Annotated in this window: 16 protein-coding genes; 13 read left to right on the top strand and 3 right to left on the bottom strand. The window is 51.4% G+C overall.

Annotated elements, in window-relative coordinates; all coding sequences use genetic code 11:
• The first annotated feature begins 36 nt into the window (after window positions 1-36).
• A complete protein-coding gene (locus tag FPZ45_RS07860; RefSeq protein WP_144700039.1) occupies window positions 37-2,100 on the top strand; it encodes a sensor histidine kinase in 2,064 nt (687 codons plus the stop codon).
• Here the strand turns inward: FPZ45_RS07860 and FPZ45_RS07855 are convergent.
• Window positions 2,097-2,432, bottom strand: a complete 336-nt coding sequence (locus FPZ45_RS07855) for a helix-turn-helix domain-containing protein (RefSeq protein ID WP_342780030.1) — start codon at window positions 2,430-2,432, stop codon at window positions 2,097-2,099. The two genes, FPZ45_RS07860 and FPZ45_RS07855, sit on opposite strands and share 4 nt — an antisense overlap.
• Window positions 2,433-2,596: 164 nt before the next feature.
• Between FPZ45_RS07855 and FPZ45_RS07850 the strand changes: the two genes are divergently transcribed.
• The 10 genes from FPZ45_RS07850 (at window position 2,597) to FPZ45_RS07810 (ending at window position 13,106) form a co-directional block, all read left to right on the top strand.
• Window positions 2,597-2,872 carry a hypothetical protein gene (locus FPZ45_RS07850; RefSeq protein WP_144700038.1) on the top strand — a complete coding sequence of 92 codons (276 nt, stop codon included), beginning with the start codon at window positions 2,597-2,599 and terminating at the stop codon, window positions 2,870-2,872.
• An 88-nt stretch (window positions 2,873-2,960) separates the two neighbouring features.
• A complete protein-coding gene (locus FPZ45_RS07845; RefSeq protein ID WP_144700037.1) occupies window positions 2,961-4,238 on the top strand; it encodes a serpin family protein in 1,278 nt (425 codons plus the stop codon).
• A gap of 45 nt (window positions 4,239-4,283) precedes the next feature.
• Window positions 4,284-5,069: a molybdate ABC transporter substrate-binding protein gene (gene modA, locus FPZ45_RS07840; RefSeq protein WP_144700036.1), complete on the top strand. Its 786-nt coding sequence runs from the start codon at window positions 4,284-4,286 to the stop codon at window positions 5,067-5,069.
• An 8-nt stretch (window positions 5,070-5,077) separates the two neighbouring features.
• Window positions 5,078-5,743 carry a molybdate ABC transporter permease subunit gene (modB, locus tag FPZ45_RS07835; RefSeq protein ID WP_144700035.1) on the top strand — a complete coding sequence of 222 codons (666 nt, stop codon included), beginning with the start codon at window positions 5,078-5,080 and terminating at the stop codon, window positions 5,741-5,743.
• Between the two features lie 144 nt (window positions 5,744-5,887).
• On the top strand, window positions 5,888-7,411 hold the full coding sequence (locus FPZ45_RS07830; RefSeq protein ID WP_246120361.1) for an MFS transporter: 1,524 nt from the start codon (window positions 5,888-5,890) through the stop codon (window positions 7,409-7,411).
• Between the two features lie 66 nt (window positions 7,412-7,477).
• Window positions 7,478-8,077, top strand: a complete 600-nt coding sequence (locus FPZ45_RS07825; RefSeq protein ID WP_246120360.1) for an acyl-CoA-like ligand-binding transcription factor — start codon at window positions 7,478-7,480, stop codon at window positions 8,075-8,077.
• A 143-nt stretch (window positions 8,078-8,220) separates the two neighbouring features.
• Window positions 8,221-8,553 carry a metal-sensitive transcriptional regulator gene (locus tag FPZ45_RS07820; protein ID WP_144700097.1) on the top strand — a complete coding sequence of 111 codons (333 nt, stop codon included), beginning with the start codon at window positions 8,221-8,223 and terminating at the stop codon, window positions 8,551-8,553.
• Between the two features lie 145 nt (window positions 8,554-8,698).
• Complete coding sequence (gene copZ / locus FPZ45_RS25680) at window positions 8,699-8,899, top strand: copper chaperone CopZ (protein ID WP_246120359.1); 201 nt, start codon at window positions 8,699-8,701, stop codon at window positions 8,897-8,899.
• 30 nt (window positions 8,900-8,929) lie between these two features.
• Window positions 8,930-11,161 carry a heavy metal translocating P-type ATPase gene (locus FPZ45_RS07815; RefSeq protein WP_246120358.1) on the top strand — a complete coding sequence of 744 codons (2,232 nt, stop codon included), beginning with the start codon at window positions 8,930-8,932 and terminating at the stop codon, window positions 11,159-11,161.
• 253 nt (window positions 11,162-11,414) lie between these two features.
• The gene (locus FPZ45_RS07810) at window positions 11,415-13,106 is read left to right on the top strand and encodes a methyl-accepting chemotaxis protein (protein WP_144700033.1); all 1,692 of its coding nucleotides are present in this window, start codon (window positions 11,415-11,417) and stop codon (window positions 13,104-13,106) included.
• Between the two features lie 100 nt (window positions 13,107-13,206).
• On the opposite strand, the gene FPZ45_RS07805 is transcribed toward FPZ45_RS07810, so the two are convergent.
• Window positions 13,207-14,145 carry an aldo/keto reductase family protein gene (locus FPZ45_RS07805; protein ID WP_144700032.1) on the bottom strand — a complete coding sequence of 313 codons (939 nt, stop codon included), beginning with the start codon at window positions 14,143-14,145 and terminating at the stop codon, window positions 13,207-13,209.
• Window positions 14,146-14,365: 220 nt separating this feature from the next.
• Between FPZ45_RS07805 and FPZ45_RS07800 the strand changes: the two genes are divergently transcribed.
• Both FPZ45_RS07800 and FPZ45_RS07795 read left to right on the top strand, forming a co-directional pair.
• Complete coding sequence (locus tag FPZ45_RS07800) at window positions 14,366-15,919, top strand: sensor domain-containing protein (RefSeq protein ID WP_144700031.1); 1,554 nt, start codon at window positions 14,366-14,368, stop codon at window positions 15,917-15,919.
• A gap of 1 nt (window position 15,920) precedes the next feature.
• Window positions 15,921-16,448, top strand: a complete 528-nt coding sequence (locus tag FPZ45_RS07795) for a DinB family protein (RefSeq protein WP_144700030.1) — start codon at window positions 15,921-15,923, stop codon at window positions 16,446-16,448.
• Window positions 16,449-16,504: 56 nt separating this feature from the next.
• Here FPZ45_RS07795 and FPZ45_RS07790 read toward each other — a convergent pair whose 3' ends face one another.
• Complete coding sequence (locus FPZ45_RS07790) at window positions 16,505-17,392, bottom strand: fructose bisphosphate aldolase (protein ID WP_144700029.1); 888 nt, start codon at window positions 17,390-17,392, stop codon at window positions 16,505-16,507.
• Between the last annotated feature and the right edge of the window lie 246 nt (window positions 17,393-17,638).

The raw sequence follows: 17,638 nt of genomic DNA, 5'->3' as shown, positions 1-17,638 counted from the left end.
CGGACTCGGAGCGACTGATAAAGGGAGAGGAACACCTTGGCATCCCGAAACGCGGCAAGATCAACAGGATATGGATGGGGAAGAACGTGGATCGTAATGGTCTTCTTGCTGTTGTTCGCGTTGTTAAGCGGCTGCTCTCCTTCATCGCAGCAATCGACGCCATCGCCGCGAGCCGAGAACGGAACGATCGATCTGAGAGAATGGTCCTGGAAAGAGGACGGAATCGCTTCGCTTGATGGAGAGTGGAGCTTTGAGTGGCTCGAATCAAGTGGAGATAACGGCGAGAATCCCAACTTTACGGCATCCACGATTGATGTCCCGGGAACGTGGGACTACGAGGAAATGGGAAACGGCTCGGAATTGCGAGATTACGGCTACGGCATATATCGGTTGACAATCCTGCACAGAAATGAACGAGACATGATGGCGATTCGTCTCCCGAACATCTCAACGGCCTATGAACTGTCCATCGACGGGGAGCCGATGATGTCGCGGGGGAGAGCGGACTATCAGCCGGATTTGACGGTACCTTACCAGCTTCCTGCCACCGTTTATTTTAACGCGCGGAGTGATCGGACGGAACTGAAGCTGGTCGTGGCTAATTACGACCACCGTTACGGCGGCATTCGAACTTCGATCGTCATGGGCGACGCCGATCGGATTCAGAATCTGCAAACACGACATGCAGCCCAGGAACTCGTCATTCTCGGCGCTTTGGTTATGATCGGTTTTTACCATCTTGGGTTGTACGTGTTAAGGCGCAAAGAAATCGCCAACTTGATGTTCGCCTTGTTATGCCTGTTCGTCGGTTTGCGAATGGGCTTGATCGGAGAAGGCTTTATCGTCCGGTGGATCGACGAGATCACATGGGTGCTCTCGATCAGGCTGGAGTATATCTCCTTGGTGTTGGCGTGTTGGGCGGGGCTGGTTTATTTCCAATCGATGTACCCGCTCGAGATCAGACGATTCTGGATCAAGCTCTCCGGCGGGTGCGCCGTCTTGCTGGTGCTGTTCGTGCTGGTCGCGTCGCCTTCGCAATTTACGTCGTGGGTCATCGCGTTCCAACTCTATTTGTTGCTGTTTAGCACGCGGGTCCTGATCGGTCTCGTATTGTCCGCCAAGCGACGCCGCGAAGGAGCGAAGCTTGCGCTGATCGGGGTCGCGGGACTCGTCGTGACGATCATAAACGATATTTTGTTCTATAATGGTTGGTCGCGTTCGATCGATTTGGTGCCATTCGGTCAGTTGTTCTTGATCGTCATGAACTCCTTTATTATTTCGCTTAGATTCTCGCTGACGCATGAGAAAGCGGAGAGAATGTCCGCGCAATTGATCGAGTGGAACAGCTCGCTGGAAGAGAGAATCGAAGAACGCACAGAAGAGTTGCAGAGGATGGAAAAGTCGCGAACACAGTTGATCAGCAACATTTCGCACGACTTGCGGACGCCAATCACGCTGTTGCAAGGGTATTTGGAGGCATTAAGAGACAACGTCATTTCCGAACCGGCGCAACGAGACAAGACGATCCGGTCGATGTTGACGAAGGTTGAAGGGCTGAACTCGCTCATTCAGGATTTGTTCGAACTGTCCGTCCTCGAGGCGCGCAAGGTTGAATTGTCGATTGAGAATGTGCCGCTCTCTTGGTGGAAAGAAAGATTAATGGAGCAATACGGATTGGAAATGCAAAGCAAGGGCATCAACTTCTTCTGCCGGATTGAAGACGATGCCGATGAAGAAACGACGGTGGCTATCGATATGCGGCGGATGGACCGCGTCTTCGCGAATTTGTTGTACAACGCGATCAGGCATACACCGGAAGGCGGTACAATCGGTATCACGATGGCCTCGCTGCGGGACATGCCTTTCGTGGAGATCAAGGTCGTGGACAGCGGGCTTGGCATCGATCAGGCGGATTTGCCTCATATTTTCGATCGTTTCTATCGAAAAAGCGACTCCCGGAATTCCGCTTCCGGGGGGAGCGGATTAGGCTTATCGATCGTCAAAGAGATCGTCGAACTGCATGGCGGGCTGATCAGCGCGCACAACTCGGAGGAGGGAGGCGGCGTGTTCCGCATTCTCGTACCCGTAACCGTGCGCTAACCGCTATCCTCTTGATGCATGAAATCGGAAATGAGCGTTAGGGATTTCTGTCGCTGTTCCTGATTCATGCTCCGAAACAAGTTCAACAGTTCCCGGGAATCCGGGGAAGAGTGTCCGAGCGGATCCCGGTGCTGTGTTCCTCCAATGATGTAATCAAGCGATACGTCAAAAAAAACCGCTAATTTAATTAAGGTATCATACACCGGCTGCCGGTTATTGATCTCGTAATGGCTATATGCAGATCGCGTAATGCCGATATTGCGCGCGACTTCCTCTTGCGAGATTTTGCGGCGTAAGCGCAATTCGCGCAATCTTTCTCCCATGTTCATCATTCATATCTCCTTGCCCCGAAATGAAATGGCTTAAATTAAATTTATGATACATAATGTATCATGTCAAGTGAAAATAAGAAACGAATCTCCGCTACTTCTTTGTTTTACCAAATGGGATTGATAAAATAAGATACAATATGTATCATGTTGAGGGAGGTGAAGAAATGAAAGTTCACATTATTAGCGCTAAAATGACTCACGATGAGGAAACGGGTTATGTAGGACAAATCCAATTCGAAGTGGAACAACATAAACAGCCTTATGAAGTGACGATTCAAAGCGATAACGGAAGGAACAATTGGAGCTACGCGCTTAACTTCGGTTCCCAATCCGGCAGTGAAGAAGAAATTCAGGCGGTGGACGAACGCCTTGAAGAAGACGACGCATTCTTCGAACAATTCGTGATTGCGGCGAATAACAGCCTTAAGGCTTCGGATTGAGGAAAGCCCCCTAATTTTACATGTTGCAACATCGGAGAGACGAATTGCGTCTTTTCTAGTTAAACAGAAAAAAATAGGGGGAATCTGAATGCGCAAAAAGATTGGATTGATCATGCTGGCCGCAATCGTAGCCAGCTCTGGCTGCACCCGTACGAACGGAGATTCGGAAAGGAGCAAGCTACAGGAGCGTACCAACAGCGCATATACGATGGATGATCTTGATCCGCGGATCGTACAGTCCGCGAACCGTTTCGGGGTTGAATTGTTCGGGGAATTATACCGAACGAAACCGAAAAAAAATATATTTCTTTCACCCTTAAGCATCGCGGAAGCGCTATCTCTAGTGTCGGTCGGGGCATCTGGAGAGACGGCTGCGGAGATGGAGAAGGCGCTCGGATTACAAGGCTTGAAAAAAGAGGAAATCGGGCGTGGTTACCGGGTGCTCGTCGATCTGCTAAGCCATCCGATTGACGATGGAGTGGAAACGCATATCGCGAATTCCTTGTGGCTGCGGGACGACCAACCTGTTTACGACGAGTTTCTGCGCATCGGTCGGAACGATTTTAATGCGGAAACGAATCGGTCCGATTTCAAGGATACTAAGACGCTTAAACAAATGAACAAATGGGTGGAGGAAGCGACGAACGGCAAGATCAAGCGGATGCTTGAGCGTGTAGAGCCCGACGCCGCCCTATATTTGTTGAACGCAGTCTATTTCAACGGCGCATGGAAGGAGCCGTTCCGGGCCCAGAATACGGCGAAAGCCAAGTTTTTCGTCGCGGACGGCGAGTACGTCGAGACGGATATGATGACGAAAGGCGGGTATTACGAATACACGGAAAAGGAAGGCTACGAAGCGATCAAGCTTCCTTACGGAAAGAACGAATCGGCATACATGGCGATCGTTCTCCCCGACCAATCAATCGGAACGCTCGATCGATTGGTCAGCCAGATCGGTTCGGATCCTTCCCTGCTGACGGAAGCTTTCGAAGAGCGTCCAGGCCGAATTGAGCTTCCGAAAGTCAAATTGGACTTCTCCGCGACGTTAAACGATGCTCTGAATGTACTCGGCATACGGGAAGCCTTTGATTCCGTAAAGGGAGATTTCACTGGAATATCCCCGGCTCCGCCGAATTTGTACATCAGCAAAGCGGAACATAAGTCCGCGATTGAGATCAACGAACAAGGAACGGAGGCGGCGGCCGCAACCGCGATCGAGATGGAGGTCGGGGGCGCGCAGCCGCAGAATCCCTTCTTGATGTCGGTTAACAGACCGTTCGTCGCAGCGATCGTCGATCGCGAGACTGGGTGTATTTTGTTCGCCGGAGTTATCTTTAACCCGAATGAAAAGAAGAGTTCGGAATGATCGGATATTGATGATATCTTGGTTACTCGCGAAGGGAGTCGGGAAATGTTCAAGGTTACGAAACGAATAGCGGCCGTCATGTTGGTCGCGGCGATGAGTCTAGCGTTTGCCGCTTGTTCCGACAAAAAAGTGGAGCTGACGATCTCTGCGGCTGCCAGCTTGACGGATGCCCTGAACGAGATTAAAACCATCTACGAAGAGAATTATGCCAATACGAAGCTGCTTTATAATTTCGGCGCGTCGGGAGCGTTGCAGCAGCAGATAGAACAAGGGGCTCCGGCGGATTTGTTTCTGTCGGCGGCGACAAAAAACATGAAAGCTCTCGTGGACGGACAGTTAATCGACGGGGATAAGCAAACGAACTTGCTCGCGAACGAGCTTGTCGTCGTCGTTCCGGCGGATGGAAGGGCCGATTTGCCGGACGAGAACGCCCTTACGGCAGCGGAGATCAAGAGAGTCGCAATCGGGATCCCGGAAAGCGTTCCCGCCGGAAATTACGCGAAGGAAGCTTTAACGACCGCGAATCTTTGGGATAAGCTTCAGCCGAAGCTAGTTCAGGCCAAAGACGTCAGACAAGTGCTTCAATACGTGGAGACGGGGAATGCGGATGCCGGATTCGTCTATAAGACGGACGCGCTTTCTTCGCAGAAGGTGAAGATAACGTTCGTTGTCAATCCGGATTCCTATGCCCCGGTAGAATATCCGATCGGGATCGTCAAAGCGACCAAACACGGCAAGGAAGCGGAAGAGTTCTATCGCTATCTGCAAACGCAAGAAGCGCTGGATATTTTCAAGAAATACGGATTTTCCGTTCCTCGTTCCGGACAATAGGAGCAGTGTTGAATTGGCATGAGTTCTGGTCGCCGATCCAGTTATCGCTGCAAGTGGCGCTGTTATCAAGCGTTCTTACGATTATCCTCGGGACTGTGGTCGCGCGAGCGTTAAACGGGAAATCTTTCAGGGGTAAAACGCTTCTCGAAACGGCAATGATGCTGCCGCTGGTTTTGCCGCCGACGGTTGTCGGGTTCGTTCTGCTCATGTTTCTTGGTCGTAGAAGCTGGATCGGCCGGTTTGCGGAGTGGCTGTTCTCTTCACCGATTATTTTTACGTGGTGGGCAGCCGTGATCGCATCAGTCGTCGTCTCTTTTCCCCTCGTCTTTCAGACGATGAAGGTCGGGTTTGCGTCGGTGGATCGGCAATTGGAAGAAGCGGGCCGCTCCGCTGGCGCCACGGAATGGCAAGTATTCAGATACATTGCGCTTCCGCTCGCTTACCCTTCGCTGATAACCGCCTACATACTCGGCTTTGCGCGCGGATTAGGCGAGTTCGGCGCAACGCTTATGATCGCCGGCAATATTCCCGGACGGACACAAACGATTCCTACTGCGATATATGTCGCGGTCGATGCCGGACATACCGGCATGGCGTGGGCGTGGACGATTGCTATGATCGGCATCTCTTTTCTAATGCTGCTGGCAACCGGCCAAAAATCGAATATCGGATAAAAAATGAAGCTGACTGTGAACCCATTCGGGACTGTCAGCTTTTTTGTACTATAAAAATGATATTAAATATAATTTGACAGTAACTATCAAATAAAATATACTACCATTATATCGGCAGGGAATTGGCCGTGAAAGGTGGATGATATGAAGATGAGTAAATCCGATCACCGCAAATGGTGGGTACTGGGCTCGCTTTCATTCGGCATATTGGCGATTGCGCTGGATATGACGATTTTGAACGTTGCGTTGCCTACGCTGGCCACCGATCTCAATGCCTCGACAAGCTCCTTGCAATGGATCGTGGATGCTTACAATCTCGTGCTCGCGGCGGTGCTGCTGCCGGCAGGCATGATGGGGGATCGGTTCGGGCGCAAAAAGTTTCTGCTTATCGCGCTAGTTCTATTCGGAGCGGCATCGTTGGGATGCGCCATCTCCGATTCGTCATCGATGCTGATTGCGATGAGGGCGCTGCTGGGGCTGGGAGCGGCATTCATCATGCCTCTATCGATGTCGATCCTGCCTGTGCTGTTCCACGGAGCCGAGCGTACGAAAGCGATGATGATCTGGGCTATGGCGAACATGTTCGGCATCCCGCTCGGCCCGATTCTAGGGGGATGGCTGCTCAAGCATTACGCATGGGGCTCGGTGTTTCTGATCAACCTTCCTCTCGTCGCGATTGCGTTAATTGCCGTCGGGCTACTGTTACCGGAGTCGAAGAGCGAAACGCGCCGGCGGCTCGACGGCGTCGGAATCGCGACTTCCAGCATCGGGCTTGCGGGCGTGACCTACGGCGTCATCCGTACAGGAGAGCATAGTTGGTCGGATCCGGCGGCGCTCGCCGCAATCGCTGCAAGTGTTGTCCTGTTGCTTTTGTTCGTCTGGAGGCAGAGGCGTATCGCGTATCCGCTCATTGATCTATCCTTATTCCGCTCTTCACGCTTCACATGGGGCGCGCTTTTGGCCACAATCGTCACGTTCGCGATGTTTGGTATCATGTTCGCCATGCCGCAGTATTTCCAGGCGGTGCAACAGTTCGATTCCTTTGGGACGGGCATAAGGCTGCTGCCGATGATCGGAGGGGTCATCATCGGAGCCAAACTCGCCCAAAGCCTAATCGCCAAAGCCGGAACGAAGCAAGTTGCCGCGATCGGATTCGCGATGCTTGCCGCCGGTCTCGCCGTCGGCGCATTCACGCAATCGGGCAGCGGCTACGGTTTTGCCGCGGCATGGCTGACGCTCGCAGGCTTCGGACTCGGCATGTCGCTGCCGACGTCGATGGATGCCGCCCTCGGCGAGCTGTCGGCCGAAAGAAGCGGCGTCGGTTCGGCGCTTATTATGGCGCTGCGCCAAATCGGCGGCACTTTCGGCGTCGCTTTGCTAGGAGCCGCTCTTAATGCCACATACCGCTCTAAGCTTCAATTGCATGGGGTGCCGGATGCGGTTGCCGAGACGGCCCGGCAGAGCGTGTCCGCCGGGGCCGCGGCTGCGCACCGCATCGCTTCGGAGCCGTTGCTCGATTCGGTCGGCCGCGCTTTTGTCTCCGGAATGGATGTGATGTTCTGGATTTGCGGCGGAATCGCCCTTGCGGGCATGGTATGCGCGATCCTATTTCTGCCCAGAGGAGAAGTGCATAGCGGCTCGAATCAATCAAGTGAGATCGGCGTCTAACGTTGCTCGTCCCCGCGAAAAAAGGTACACTAACCTTATAGCGTACAAATTCCGGGAGGCATAGGCGTGACCTTAGATGACCAGCCCAAACTCGGGCTTCGCGAACGAAAAAAACTGAAAACCCGGGCGATCATTCAACAGAACGCGATCCGGCTTTTCCGCGAGCAAGGCTATCAGGAAACGACGGTGGAGCAGATTGCCGCTGCTTCCGAGATTTCGCCCAGCACTTTTTTTCGATATTTTCAGACGAAAGAAGCGGTTGTCATTGAAGACGACTTCGACCCGATGCTCATCGAGCTTTATCGGCGGCAGCCTCCGGAGCTTGACCCGATCGAGACGTTTCGAAGGGCGGTAATCGAAGGGGCGGCTCTCATATCGGACGAGGACCGGAAGGCGGTCCGTATAAGGATGGAGCTGATGTCCGCGACTCCCGAGCTACGAGCCGCGTTCATGAGCCAGACGTCCAGTACGCTGACTTTGATCGCCGATTTGATTGCGGAGAGAACCGGACGACATAACGGCGACCTTGGCGTATACGCACTTGCAGGAGCGGTCGTCGGAGCGACGATGGGTGCGCATGCCTACTGCGAACGCCATCCGGAGGCAGATTATATTGAAACGATTGTAAGCGCGCTTGAGTCTGTCGAAACCGCCTTCCGAGCATAACGTTGATGCCGTCTTCTACGGTTTGTTCCGTGGAGGGCGGTTTTTTGCGGATTTCGATCGTTCGCCGGTTTACTTTTGATAGGGGATGGGAGTATATTAAGGAATAACGGAAGGGGGCGACTCGAATGAGCGCGGATACGGAGATGCTAGCGCAGGGCGATAATCTGCATGTGGAAAGCTGCCATGGAGGCGAGGCGGAGCGCAAAAGCCATCACTCGGACAAAGTCAAGAGCAGTCTAATCAGTCGATTGAACCGCATTGAAGGCCAAGTTCGGGGATTAAAGGGATTAGTCGAGAAGGATACGTATTGCGACGACGTCCTGAATCAGATTGCTTCCGTTCAATCGGCGTTAAACGGAGTCGGCAAGCTGCTGTTTGAGAACCATTTGAAGAGCTGCGTCATCGAACGGATTCAGGAAGGCGATATGGAAGTACTGACGGAACTGATGACGACGATGAACAAAATGATGAAATAAACCAGGAATGAGAGCAGCTTTTCTAACGAATGCTGCTTTTTTGTGGATATGGATATAGAGTGGGGGGGTATTTTCGAAAAGAGTTGACTTAATATAGGGTAGAGGGGTATACTAAAAACATCAAATGGAGAAAGGTTGATGCACAGTGCAAAACTTGACGTTAAACGTAAATGGAATGAGCTGCCAACACTGCGTGAACTCTATCGAAGGAGCGTTGAAACAGATCGGTGCCGACGCTAAAGTAAATCTTCAAAGCGGTACGGTCGACGTCTCGTACGACGAAAGCCGCTTGACGATCGACCGGATCAAGGAAACGATCGAGGATCAAGGTTACGACGTAAAATAATACTTGGCGATAGGCTGGGAGTGAGCGAACGTGGAACAATCCGCCGCGACAGAGAGTAAACAAACGACTTTGCAAATTACCGGGATGACTTGCGCGGCATGCGCCAACCGAATCGAGAAGGGGCTTGGTAAGCTGCCCGGGGTCACAAGCGCCTCCGTTAATTTCGCGATGGAAACCGCGCGGGTGGAATACGCCTCGGGACAAGTGACGATCGCCGATATGGAGAACAAGGTCGAGCAGTTGGGCTATAAGGCGATTCCGCGGCAAGAGAGCGGGAATGCAGAGGAAAGCAGGTCGAAGGAAGTCCGAAATCAGCAAAGGAAACTCGCGATTTCCGCAATCTTGTCGTTTCCTCTCTTATGGAGCATGGTTGCCCACTTTTCGTTTACTTCGTGGATATATATCCCCGACTTATTCATGAACCCGTGGGTCCAGCTGATTCTGGCCACGCCGGTGCAATTTTACGTCGGTCGACAATTTTACGCCGGAGCTTATAAAGCGCTGCGCAACGGCAGCGCGAATATGGATGTTCTCGTGTCTCTAGGGACATCAGCGGCGTATTTCTATAGCTTTTATTTGACGCTTGATTGGTATGCCTCCCGTGTCGGCATGCATCAAGAACCTTCTCTTTATTACGAGACGAGCGCGATTCTGATTACGCTCGTGATCATGGGCAAATTGTTCGAATCACTGGCGAAGGGGCGTACGTCCGAGGCGATCAAATCGCTGATGGGCTTGCAAGCGAAGACGGCTCTGGTTGTTCGCAATGGCGAAGAGTTGTCTATCCCCGTGGAACAAGTGATAACGGGCGATATCGTCCTTGTCCGTCCGGGAGATAAAGTGCCGGTGGACGGTGAAGTGTTGGAGGGCGCTTCTTCTGTGGACGAGTCGATGCTGACGGGGGAAAGTCTCCCTGTGGGGAAAAAACCGGGGGATACCGTCATCGGAGCGACGCTCAACAAAAACGGCATCCTGCGGATCAAAGCGACGAAGGTCGGCAAAGATACGGCGCTTGCGCAAATTATTAAAGTTGTGGAAGAGGCGCAGGGCTCGAAAGCTCCGATTCAACGAGTCGCGGACGTCATTTCCGGCATCTTCGTTCCGATCGTTGTCGGCATCGCCATCGTTGCCTTCGTGGTTTGGTACTTCTGGGCAACGCCCGGCGATTTCGCGGGAGCTTTAGAGAAGGCGATCGCCATTCTCGTTATTGCTTGCCCTTGCGCCTTGGGCTTGGCGACGCCGACATCGATCATGGCGGGATCGGGGCGCGCGGCCGAGTTGGGTATTTTGTTCAAAGGCGGGGAACATCTGGAGCAGACGCATAAGATCGACACCGTCATTCTCGACAAGACGGGAACAGTAACGAAAGGCAAACCTGAGTTGACCGATGTGTTCGCCGTAGGCGATGAAACGAAATTTCTAAGGCTCGTCGGCACCGCCGAGTTCAATTCCGAGCATCCCCTTGCCGAAGCGATCGTAGCGGGCATTCGGTTAAGAAACATCGAGCTTGCATCAACACAATCGTTCGAAGCGATTCCGGGTTACGGTATCGTTGCCGAAGTGGAAGGCGAGCGAATTCTGATCGGTACCCGCCGTTTAATGGGACGATATGGGATCGATGCAGCCGATGCGTACGGGACGATGTCTACTTTAGAAGAAGCGGGGAAAACGGCGATGCTCGTTGCGATCGGCAACCGCTACGCGGGCATAGTGGCGGTCGCGGATACGATTAAGGAAACCTCGCGCGATGCCGTCGATAGATTAAAGGGATTGGGCATTCAAGTCATCATGATCACGGGAGACAACGAACGGACGGCAAAAGCGATCGCCGCTCAGGTCGGAATCGAACACGTGCTTGCCGAAGTGCTTCCCGAAGGCAAAGCGGCGGAAGTGAAAAAGCTTCAAGGTTCCGGCAAGAAAGTGGCCATGGTCGGCGACGGCATCAACGATGCCCCCGCTCTAGCGACGGCCGACATCGGGATGGCGATCGGGACCGGCACGGACGTAGCTATGGAAGCGGCAGACGTAACTCTGATGCGGGGAGATCTGTCCGGCATACCGGACGCGATCTATATGAGCCGTAAAACGATGGTTAATATCAAGCAGAATCTGTTCTGGGCGCTGGGATATAATACGCTCGGAATACCGATTGCGGCGATTGGTTTGCTGGCGCCTTGGGTGGCGGGAGCGGCGATGGCATTAAGCTCCGTCTCAGTCGTGCTTAACGCGCTCCGGCTACAGCGAATGAATGTTCGACGGTAATGTCCGAAAGTAACGCCAGAAGGACCGAGAAACTCTCAATAGAGAGAGCTTCTCGGTCTTTTTATCGAACTTTAATAACAATATTTCCTAAATTATAGGTCAAAAGAATTAGGCCCGGAATAATATTCGGGATTTAGGTCCTTAATTTTACAATTCCAGTAGGATTTATAATAGTTTTTTAGGGACTCCCTCTCTATGATATCAATTAGGAAATGAAGAGTTGCCATTTGACATCAGGAACAGGGGGAAGATCATGGGTTCTGTTAGAGTAAAATTGCTAGGCGCATTTGCTGCCGTACTTGTACTCGTCGTGGTGCTCGGAGCGAACGGGATGACTCAACTGAAGAAACTCAACGATTTTACGGGCGAAGTGGTGTCGGTATGGATGTATGGGATCGAAGAGATCAATCAAATCAGTCTTAATACCGAGCGCTTTGAGAACAATTACTATCAAACGTTGATCGCGAACAATCCCGAGGAAGTGAAAAAGCTGAATGAGATCAGCAACGGGCTTGTGCGGGACATCGACGAAGGGATCAAAAGATACGAAATAACGATCGAATCCGACGAAGACAGGAACCACTACGAAGTCATGCGAACTGCATGGGGGACTTTTCATGAGAGCCTCGAGATCACCACTGCCGCGAATTCCAGCAAGGAAGATGTGGACAATGCAACCGAAGCTGCGGGTAAAGCGTTTGTGGAATTGCAAAACGCTATCAAAGAACTCATGGCATATAACCATGAAGGTGCTGTGAATAGCGACTCTGAAAGTGATGCCATATATAATAAGACGATCTCAATGCTATTTTATCTCGGCATCGCCATTTTCTTAGTTGTGGTCTTGCTCGCCGTAGTGTTGACCCTTAACTTGACCAGGCCGTTAAAAGCAACGACCCAGATCATGAACCGGATTGCAGTGGGCGATCTGACGGTAGACTTGCTGAGAGTCAATCGCAAAGACGAGTTCGGGGTCATGATGGAAGCCGTTAATAAAACGTTGCTGGCTTTGCGGACGTCGGTCAAGCAAATGCAAGATTCATCCACTTCCATAGCGGCCGCTTCGACACAGTTGTACGCGAGCTCCCAGCAAAATTCGGAAGCGGCGAGACATGTCTCGGAGGCGATCGGCCAAGTGGCTATCGGATCGGAGGAGCAAGCGAATACGGCAACGGAATGCGGTCGGGTGATCGACGAGATGGCGGATGGCGTACAGCGTATTGCCGAGACAACCGGAGAAGTGGCGGAATTGTCTCAGCAAGCGTCCGGCCGCGCGAATGACGGAGCTGGGACAATCGGCGATGTCTCCGACCGGATGAAACGTTTGACCGATTCCGTCGAGCAAGCCAGTCAAACGATTCTTAGGCTGGAAGAGCAATCGGGCCAAATCAGCGATATTTCCGCTGCGATCGGCGACATCGCATACCGCACGAATTTGCTTGCGCTTAATGCAGGCATCGAAGCGGCACGCGCGGGCGAACACGGCAAAGGATTTGCGGTTGTCGCCGGAGAAGTGCGCAAGCTGGCCACGCAGAGCGACGAATCGGCCAAGGGTATTATCGAACTGATCGAGATCATCCAGAAGGATACGGTCGTTGCCGCCGAGGCGATGAGAAAGAGCCTTGCCGAAGTACATGAAGGCGTGATTGCGGTCGATCATGCCGAGCAGGCGTTTAAGGAAATCGTCGTTTCCACGGGGGAGGTATCGACCCGGGTGCAGGAAGCAGCCGCAGCTGCGGAGCAGCTTGCCGCAAGTTCCGAAGAGGTCGCCGCGTCAATCTCGAACATGGGCCATATCGCGAGACAAACGGCGGGCATGTCGCAGCAGGTCGCGGCATCGACGGAAGAGCAGCTCGCCTCGAGCGAAGAGATGACCCAATCTTCGCAGACGCTCTCTGGCATCTCGAAAGACATGCAGACGTTGGTAAGAACCTTTAAGCTATAAAATCTACCTTACATGAAAGCCCCGGGACTGCATGCTACATGCGTCCCGGGGCTTTACTTGTGTTTATCGGACTAGCTTTTGCAATCCTTGCTTGACCCACTTATTTCAAAATTTCTTCGATCCGTCCTAGAATGTCCTCGCTTATTTCGATACCGGAAGCTTTGGCGTTTTCCGTCACCTGTTCGGGACGGCTTGCGCCGACGAGCGCGCTTGCCACGTTCTTCTTGCTGAGAATCCAGGCCAAGGCAAGATTACCTACGGAGATTTCCAATTCGGCGGCAATGTCTTCGAGCTGTTTCACTTTGGCGATCTTTTCTTCCGTAATTCCATTGCGGACCCATTCCAATTTCGCGGCCCGGCTGTCTTGAGGGATATCGGAGGCCGATGTATATTTGCCGGTCAGCAAGCCTTGGGCAAGAGGAGAGAACACGACTTGACCGATGCCGGAACGCTCGCTAAGCGGGATGACTTCTTTCTCGATATAACGTTCGAACATATTGTAGACCGGTTGATTGACGACGATGCGGTCTAGCAAATAACGGTCGGCCACGCCGAGCGCTTCCGCGATCTGGGAAGCTTGCCATTCGCTAACGCCCGCATATAACACCTTGCCTTGTCGGATTAGATCGTCGATTGCTCGCAACGTTTCATGAAGCGGAGTGTCCGGATCATGGCGATGGCAGTAAAAGATGTCCACGTAATCGTGGCCGAGACGTTTCAGGCTCGCGTTCGCCTGTTCGATCACGTGCTTGCGCGACAATCCGCGGTCGTTCGGTCCTTCGCCCATCGGCCAGTACGCTTTCGTGGCCAGTACGTACGATTCGCGGGGATATTCGTTGAGCGCTTTGCCCACCAGTTCTTCCGCAGCTCCTCTTTCGTATACGTTGGCTGTATCAAAAAAGTTAATGCCCAGATCATACGCGGTTTTAATCGATTTCACAGCGTTGTCGCGTTCAACGTAGCCGCCATATGTAAGCCAGCTTCCCAAGCTGATTTCACTAACCTTTAGTCCGCTTCCGCCTAATCTGCGGTATCTCATTTGAAAGACCTCCTCAAGATCGTGTAGTTACCATTCTTATTCTATTAAAGTTCATATACGATTTGAAGAAGTGAAATGTTCTTCATTTAATTATAAAGACTATAGATACTATACTTAACTATAGTTACAATCTCGATTAGCGTAATTAGATTGGAATGAGAGTGAATAAACGATATGATAATGAATGACTGATTCGAGCAGTGGAAAGTGAAGTGGTAGTTTGAGCCCGTCTCAAGTGATCGTGCCGATATTCACGCATTTTTTCCCCATATTGTTTTTTGTATATATGACCATTGATGTGCTTGCCCGTAATTCGATCAAGGTCGAGCATCGCCTAGTAGGTGCCACTTCGTTTTGCTTTATGTTGTTATTTGCCGAAGAGTACGTGAGGCAGCAGCTTCCGATTTCATATAGTCCGCTCGTCGCAGGGTTATGGTTCAGCGTCGTCGGCATTGCGATTCCCGGAGTGGGGTTCCATCTATTCATTAAACTAACGCATTTGGAACATAAGTTTCCTCGGTATGTCTACCCTTATTTGTTTTACGCGCCATTAGTCGTCGTGTTGATGATAATATTTATCGATCATCAGCTGGTTTCCGCGACTGATTTTTATCAAAGCGGGATATGGAAACTTCCCATATACAATAAGCCATATTATGTTGCCATGACGGCTAGCGTCATCTGCAATTTGTTATACTTGATTCCGCTTTTTACGGCCAGAGCGAATACAGTTTCAAGGGAGCTTAGAGGCATATACAATCAATTGATCGTTGGCGTCGGCATATCCGCTTGCTGGTTTATCGTTTTCGGACTGTTCGACTTTGGCGACAGCTTGCCTCCATATCCATATCTGTACGGGGGAATCGTCTGGTGCTTCTTTCTGCGGAGAACGATGAAAAAGCACGACTTTCTGAATTTCTTGGACAAGCGCTATGAGAAATTGTTCAATCTGAACCCGGCAGCTATCGTGCTTTTCGACCTTCACGGGAAAATCAAAGATTCCAACCCGAGCGCCAAGCAACTATTCGCGATGTCTCGTTTAGACGGGGCGAACATTTTCATGATATTAAACGAAGACTTCAGAGAATGGATTCGATCTCGGCAAGAAATCAAAAACGTCGAGATGACGATCCAAATCGGGAATAAGCGCTTAGACGTTCTGATCGACGGCGATTATGTACTGGTAGAATATCAGCCGCATATGATTCTCATTCTGCGGGACGTCACCATGCAGATGGAGAACCAAAGAGAAATCGCGTTCCTGGCTTATCACGACCCTCTTACTCGTTTGCCTAATCGAAGATACTTTTATGAGAATTTGGAAGCTATTATCGACGATGCCCGCAGTCACCATCATAAGCTTGCACTAGTCCTGATTGATCTTGATTATTTCAAAGATATTAATGATAAATACGGTCACCAGGTCGGGGATGAAGTTTTGTTGTACGTAGCCGATGTTCTTCGCGAAACGACCTCCAACCACGGAATGGCGGCGAGGCTCGGAGGGGACGAGTTCGTGATCAGCATACATCGGGCCTCATCTATTCAATTCGTTGAATCGATCATACATACATTGCAGCTTAAATTGGCCGTATTCAAACCGATTGACGCGCAGGAACCGATTCCGCTTGGAATGAGCATCGGAGTCAGCTTTTTTCCCGATAATGGACTGGACGGGAGTGCGTTAATCAATAGCGCCGACAAAGCGATGTACAGTGTCAAACGAGAAGGTAGAAATGCATATCATCTACTATCAGGGGCAAAGGAGCTATGATATGAATTTCGATTTGGAGAAAACGATTGAGATCCTGGAACGGACGCCGCGGTCGTTGGAGCAATTGTTATCCGGATTATCGGGGGATTGGCTTCAGTGCAGCGAAGGCGAAGGAACATGGAGCGTCGCTGAAGTGATCGAGCACTTGATCGAAGGGGAGAAAAACAATTGGATTCCCCGCTTGGCATTCATTCTTCGGGAGGGCGAGCGGAACCCTTTTCCTGCGTTCGATAGGTATTCTCATTTAAATCGTAATGTGGAAAGATCGATCGAGGAGAAGCTGCATGAATTCACAACCGTCAGAGCTAAAAGTCTTGAGAGGCTTAAAGAGTTGATTCCGTCCGAATCGCTGCTTGAAGCGACGGGATTCCACCCTGCGTTCGGGGTCGTGAAGGCAAGAGAATTAATCGCGACGTGGGCTGTCCATGATATGACCCATATGGCTCAAATCGTAAGGGTGATGGCCGAGAGGTACAGGGAGGACGTCGGGCCTTGGGTACAATATTTGGGAATTCTGAACAAGAAATAAAATTGAAAAGGCTCCGAACCGGTCGGTAGGTTCGGAGCCTTGAGTTTCCTTATTGCTTATTTAATCGACGCTTCGTATATGCCGCGGACGGATTCGGATAACATGGCGTAGAATTCGTCGTCCGTTTGCCCTGCGGTGAGTCCTTGGGACAAAGCTCGGGAGAAGCTTGCGATCAATCCGCGGTTGCGGGCCAGCTTTTCATTGGCTTCCGCTTGTGAATATCCGCCCGACAAAGCGACGATCCGTACGACGCGAGGATCGTTCATCAAGTCGGCGTAGAAATTGTCTTCGGTCGGTATGGAGAGTTTCAGCATGATATTGACGTCTTTGTCGAGAAGCGATAATTGATTAGCAATCTCTTCTTTTAATAGATTTTCCGATGTTATCTTATCCGAGCTGCGGATATCGACTTCCGGTTCAATAATCGGAACGAGCCCCGCCCGAGCGATCTGCTTGCCGAGGGCGAACTGTTGCTCGACGACTTTTTTGATTCCGGAAGCGTTGGCTTCTTGAATGACCGAACGCATTTTCGTTCCGAAAATACGGCGTTCGACCGCTCGCTTCAGCAGGTTGTCCAAACCTGGTATCGGCTTCATGAGCTGCACGCCGTCCTCCAGGCCTGCGAGTCCTTGGTCCACTTTCAGGAACGGCACGACATTTTTCTGTTCCCATAGATAGTCCGCGGTGAATTGTCCGTCGATGAAACGATCCATCGTGTTCTCGAACAGAATCGCGCCGATAATATACCTCGAATCAAATGCAGGACTTTTGATAATGCGCGTTCTCATCTCGTGCACCAGCGCATACATTTCTTCTTCGTTGGAAAAGCTGTTTTCCTGAATGCCGTACTGCTGCAGAGCTTTGGGAGTGCTTCCGCCGCTCTGGTCCAATGCGGCTATAAAACCTTGCCCCGTACGGATTCGTTCGAATTGATTCGGATTCATGGTAGGTTCTCCTTCCCTCTCGCAAATCGAATGGTTTCTTGTATTTTATTATAACACTTCTAATTACAGGAACAACTTTCACGCATGCCGAAAAGGAAAGGGAGTAGAGGACCGCAGGTGAAGTCGCGGCCCCTTGCATGGCTGCAAGGAGGATGATACGATGTACTCCTGCGGCTTTGCGGCGCATAATGAACTTTCCTATTCTCTAGTTCGACTATTATAGAATAAAGAAGAAATTATGAGGGA

Origin of the sequence: Cohnella terricola (assembly GCF_007786475.1) — a bacterium.
Classification (GTDB): Bacteria; Bacillota; Bacilli; order Paenibacillales; family Paenibacillaceae; genus Cohnella; species Cohnella terricola.
Note: the sequence above shows the minus strand (reverse complement) of the source record. Positions and strands in the feature narration are given on the sequence as shown.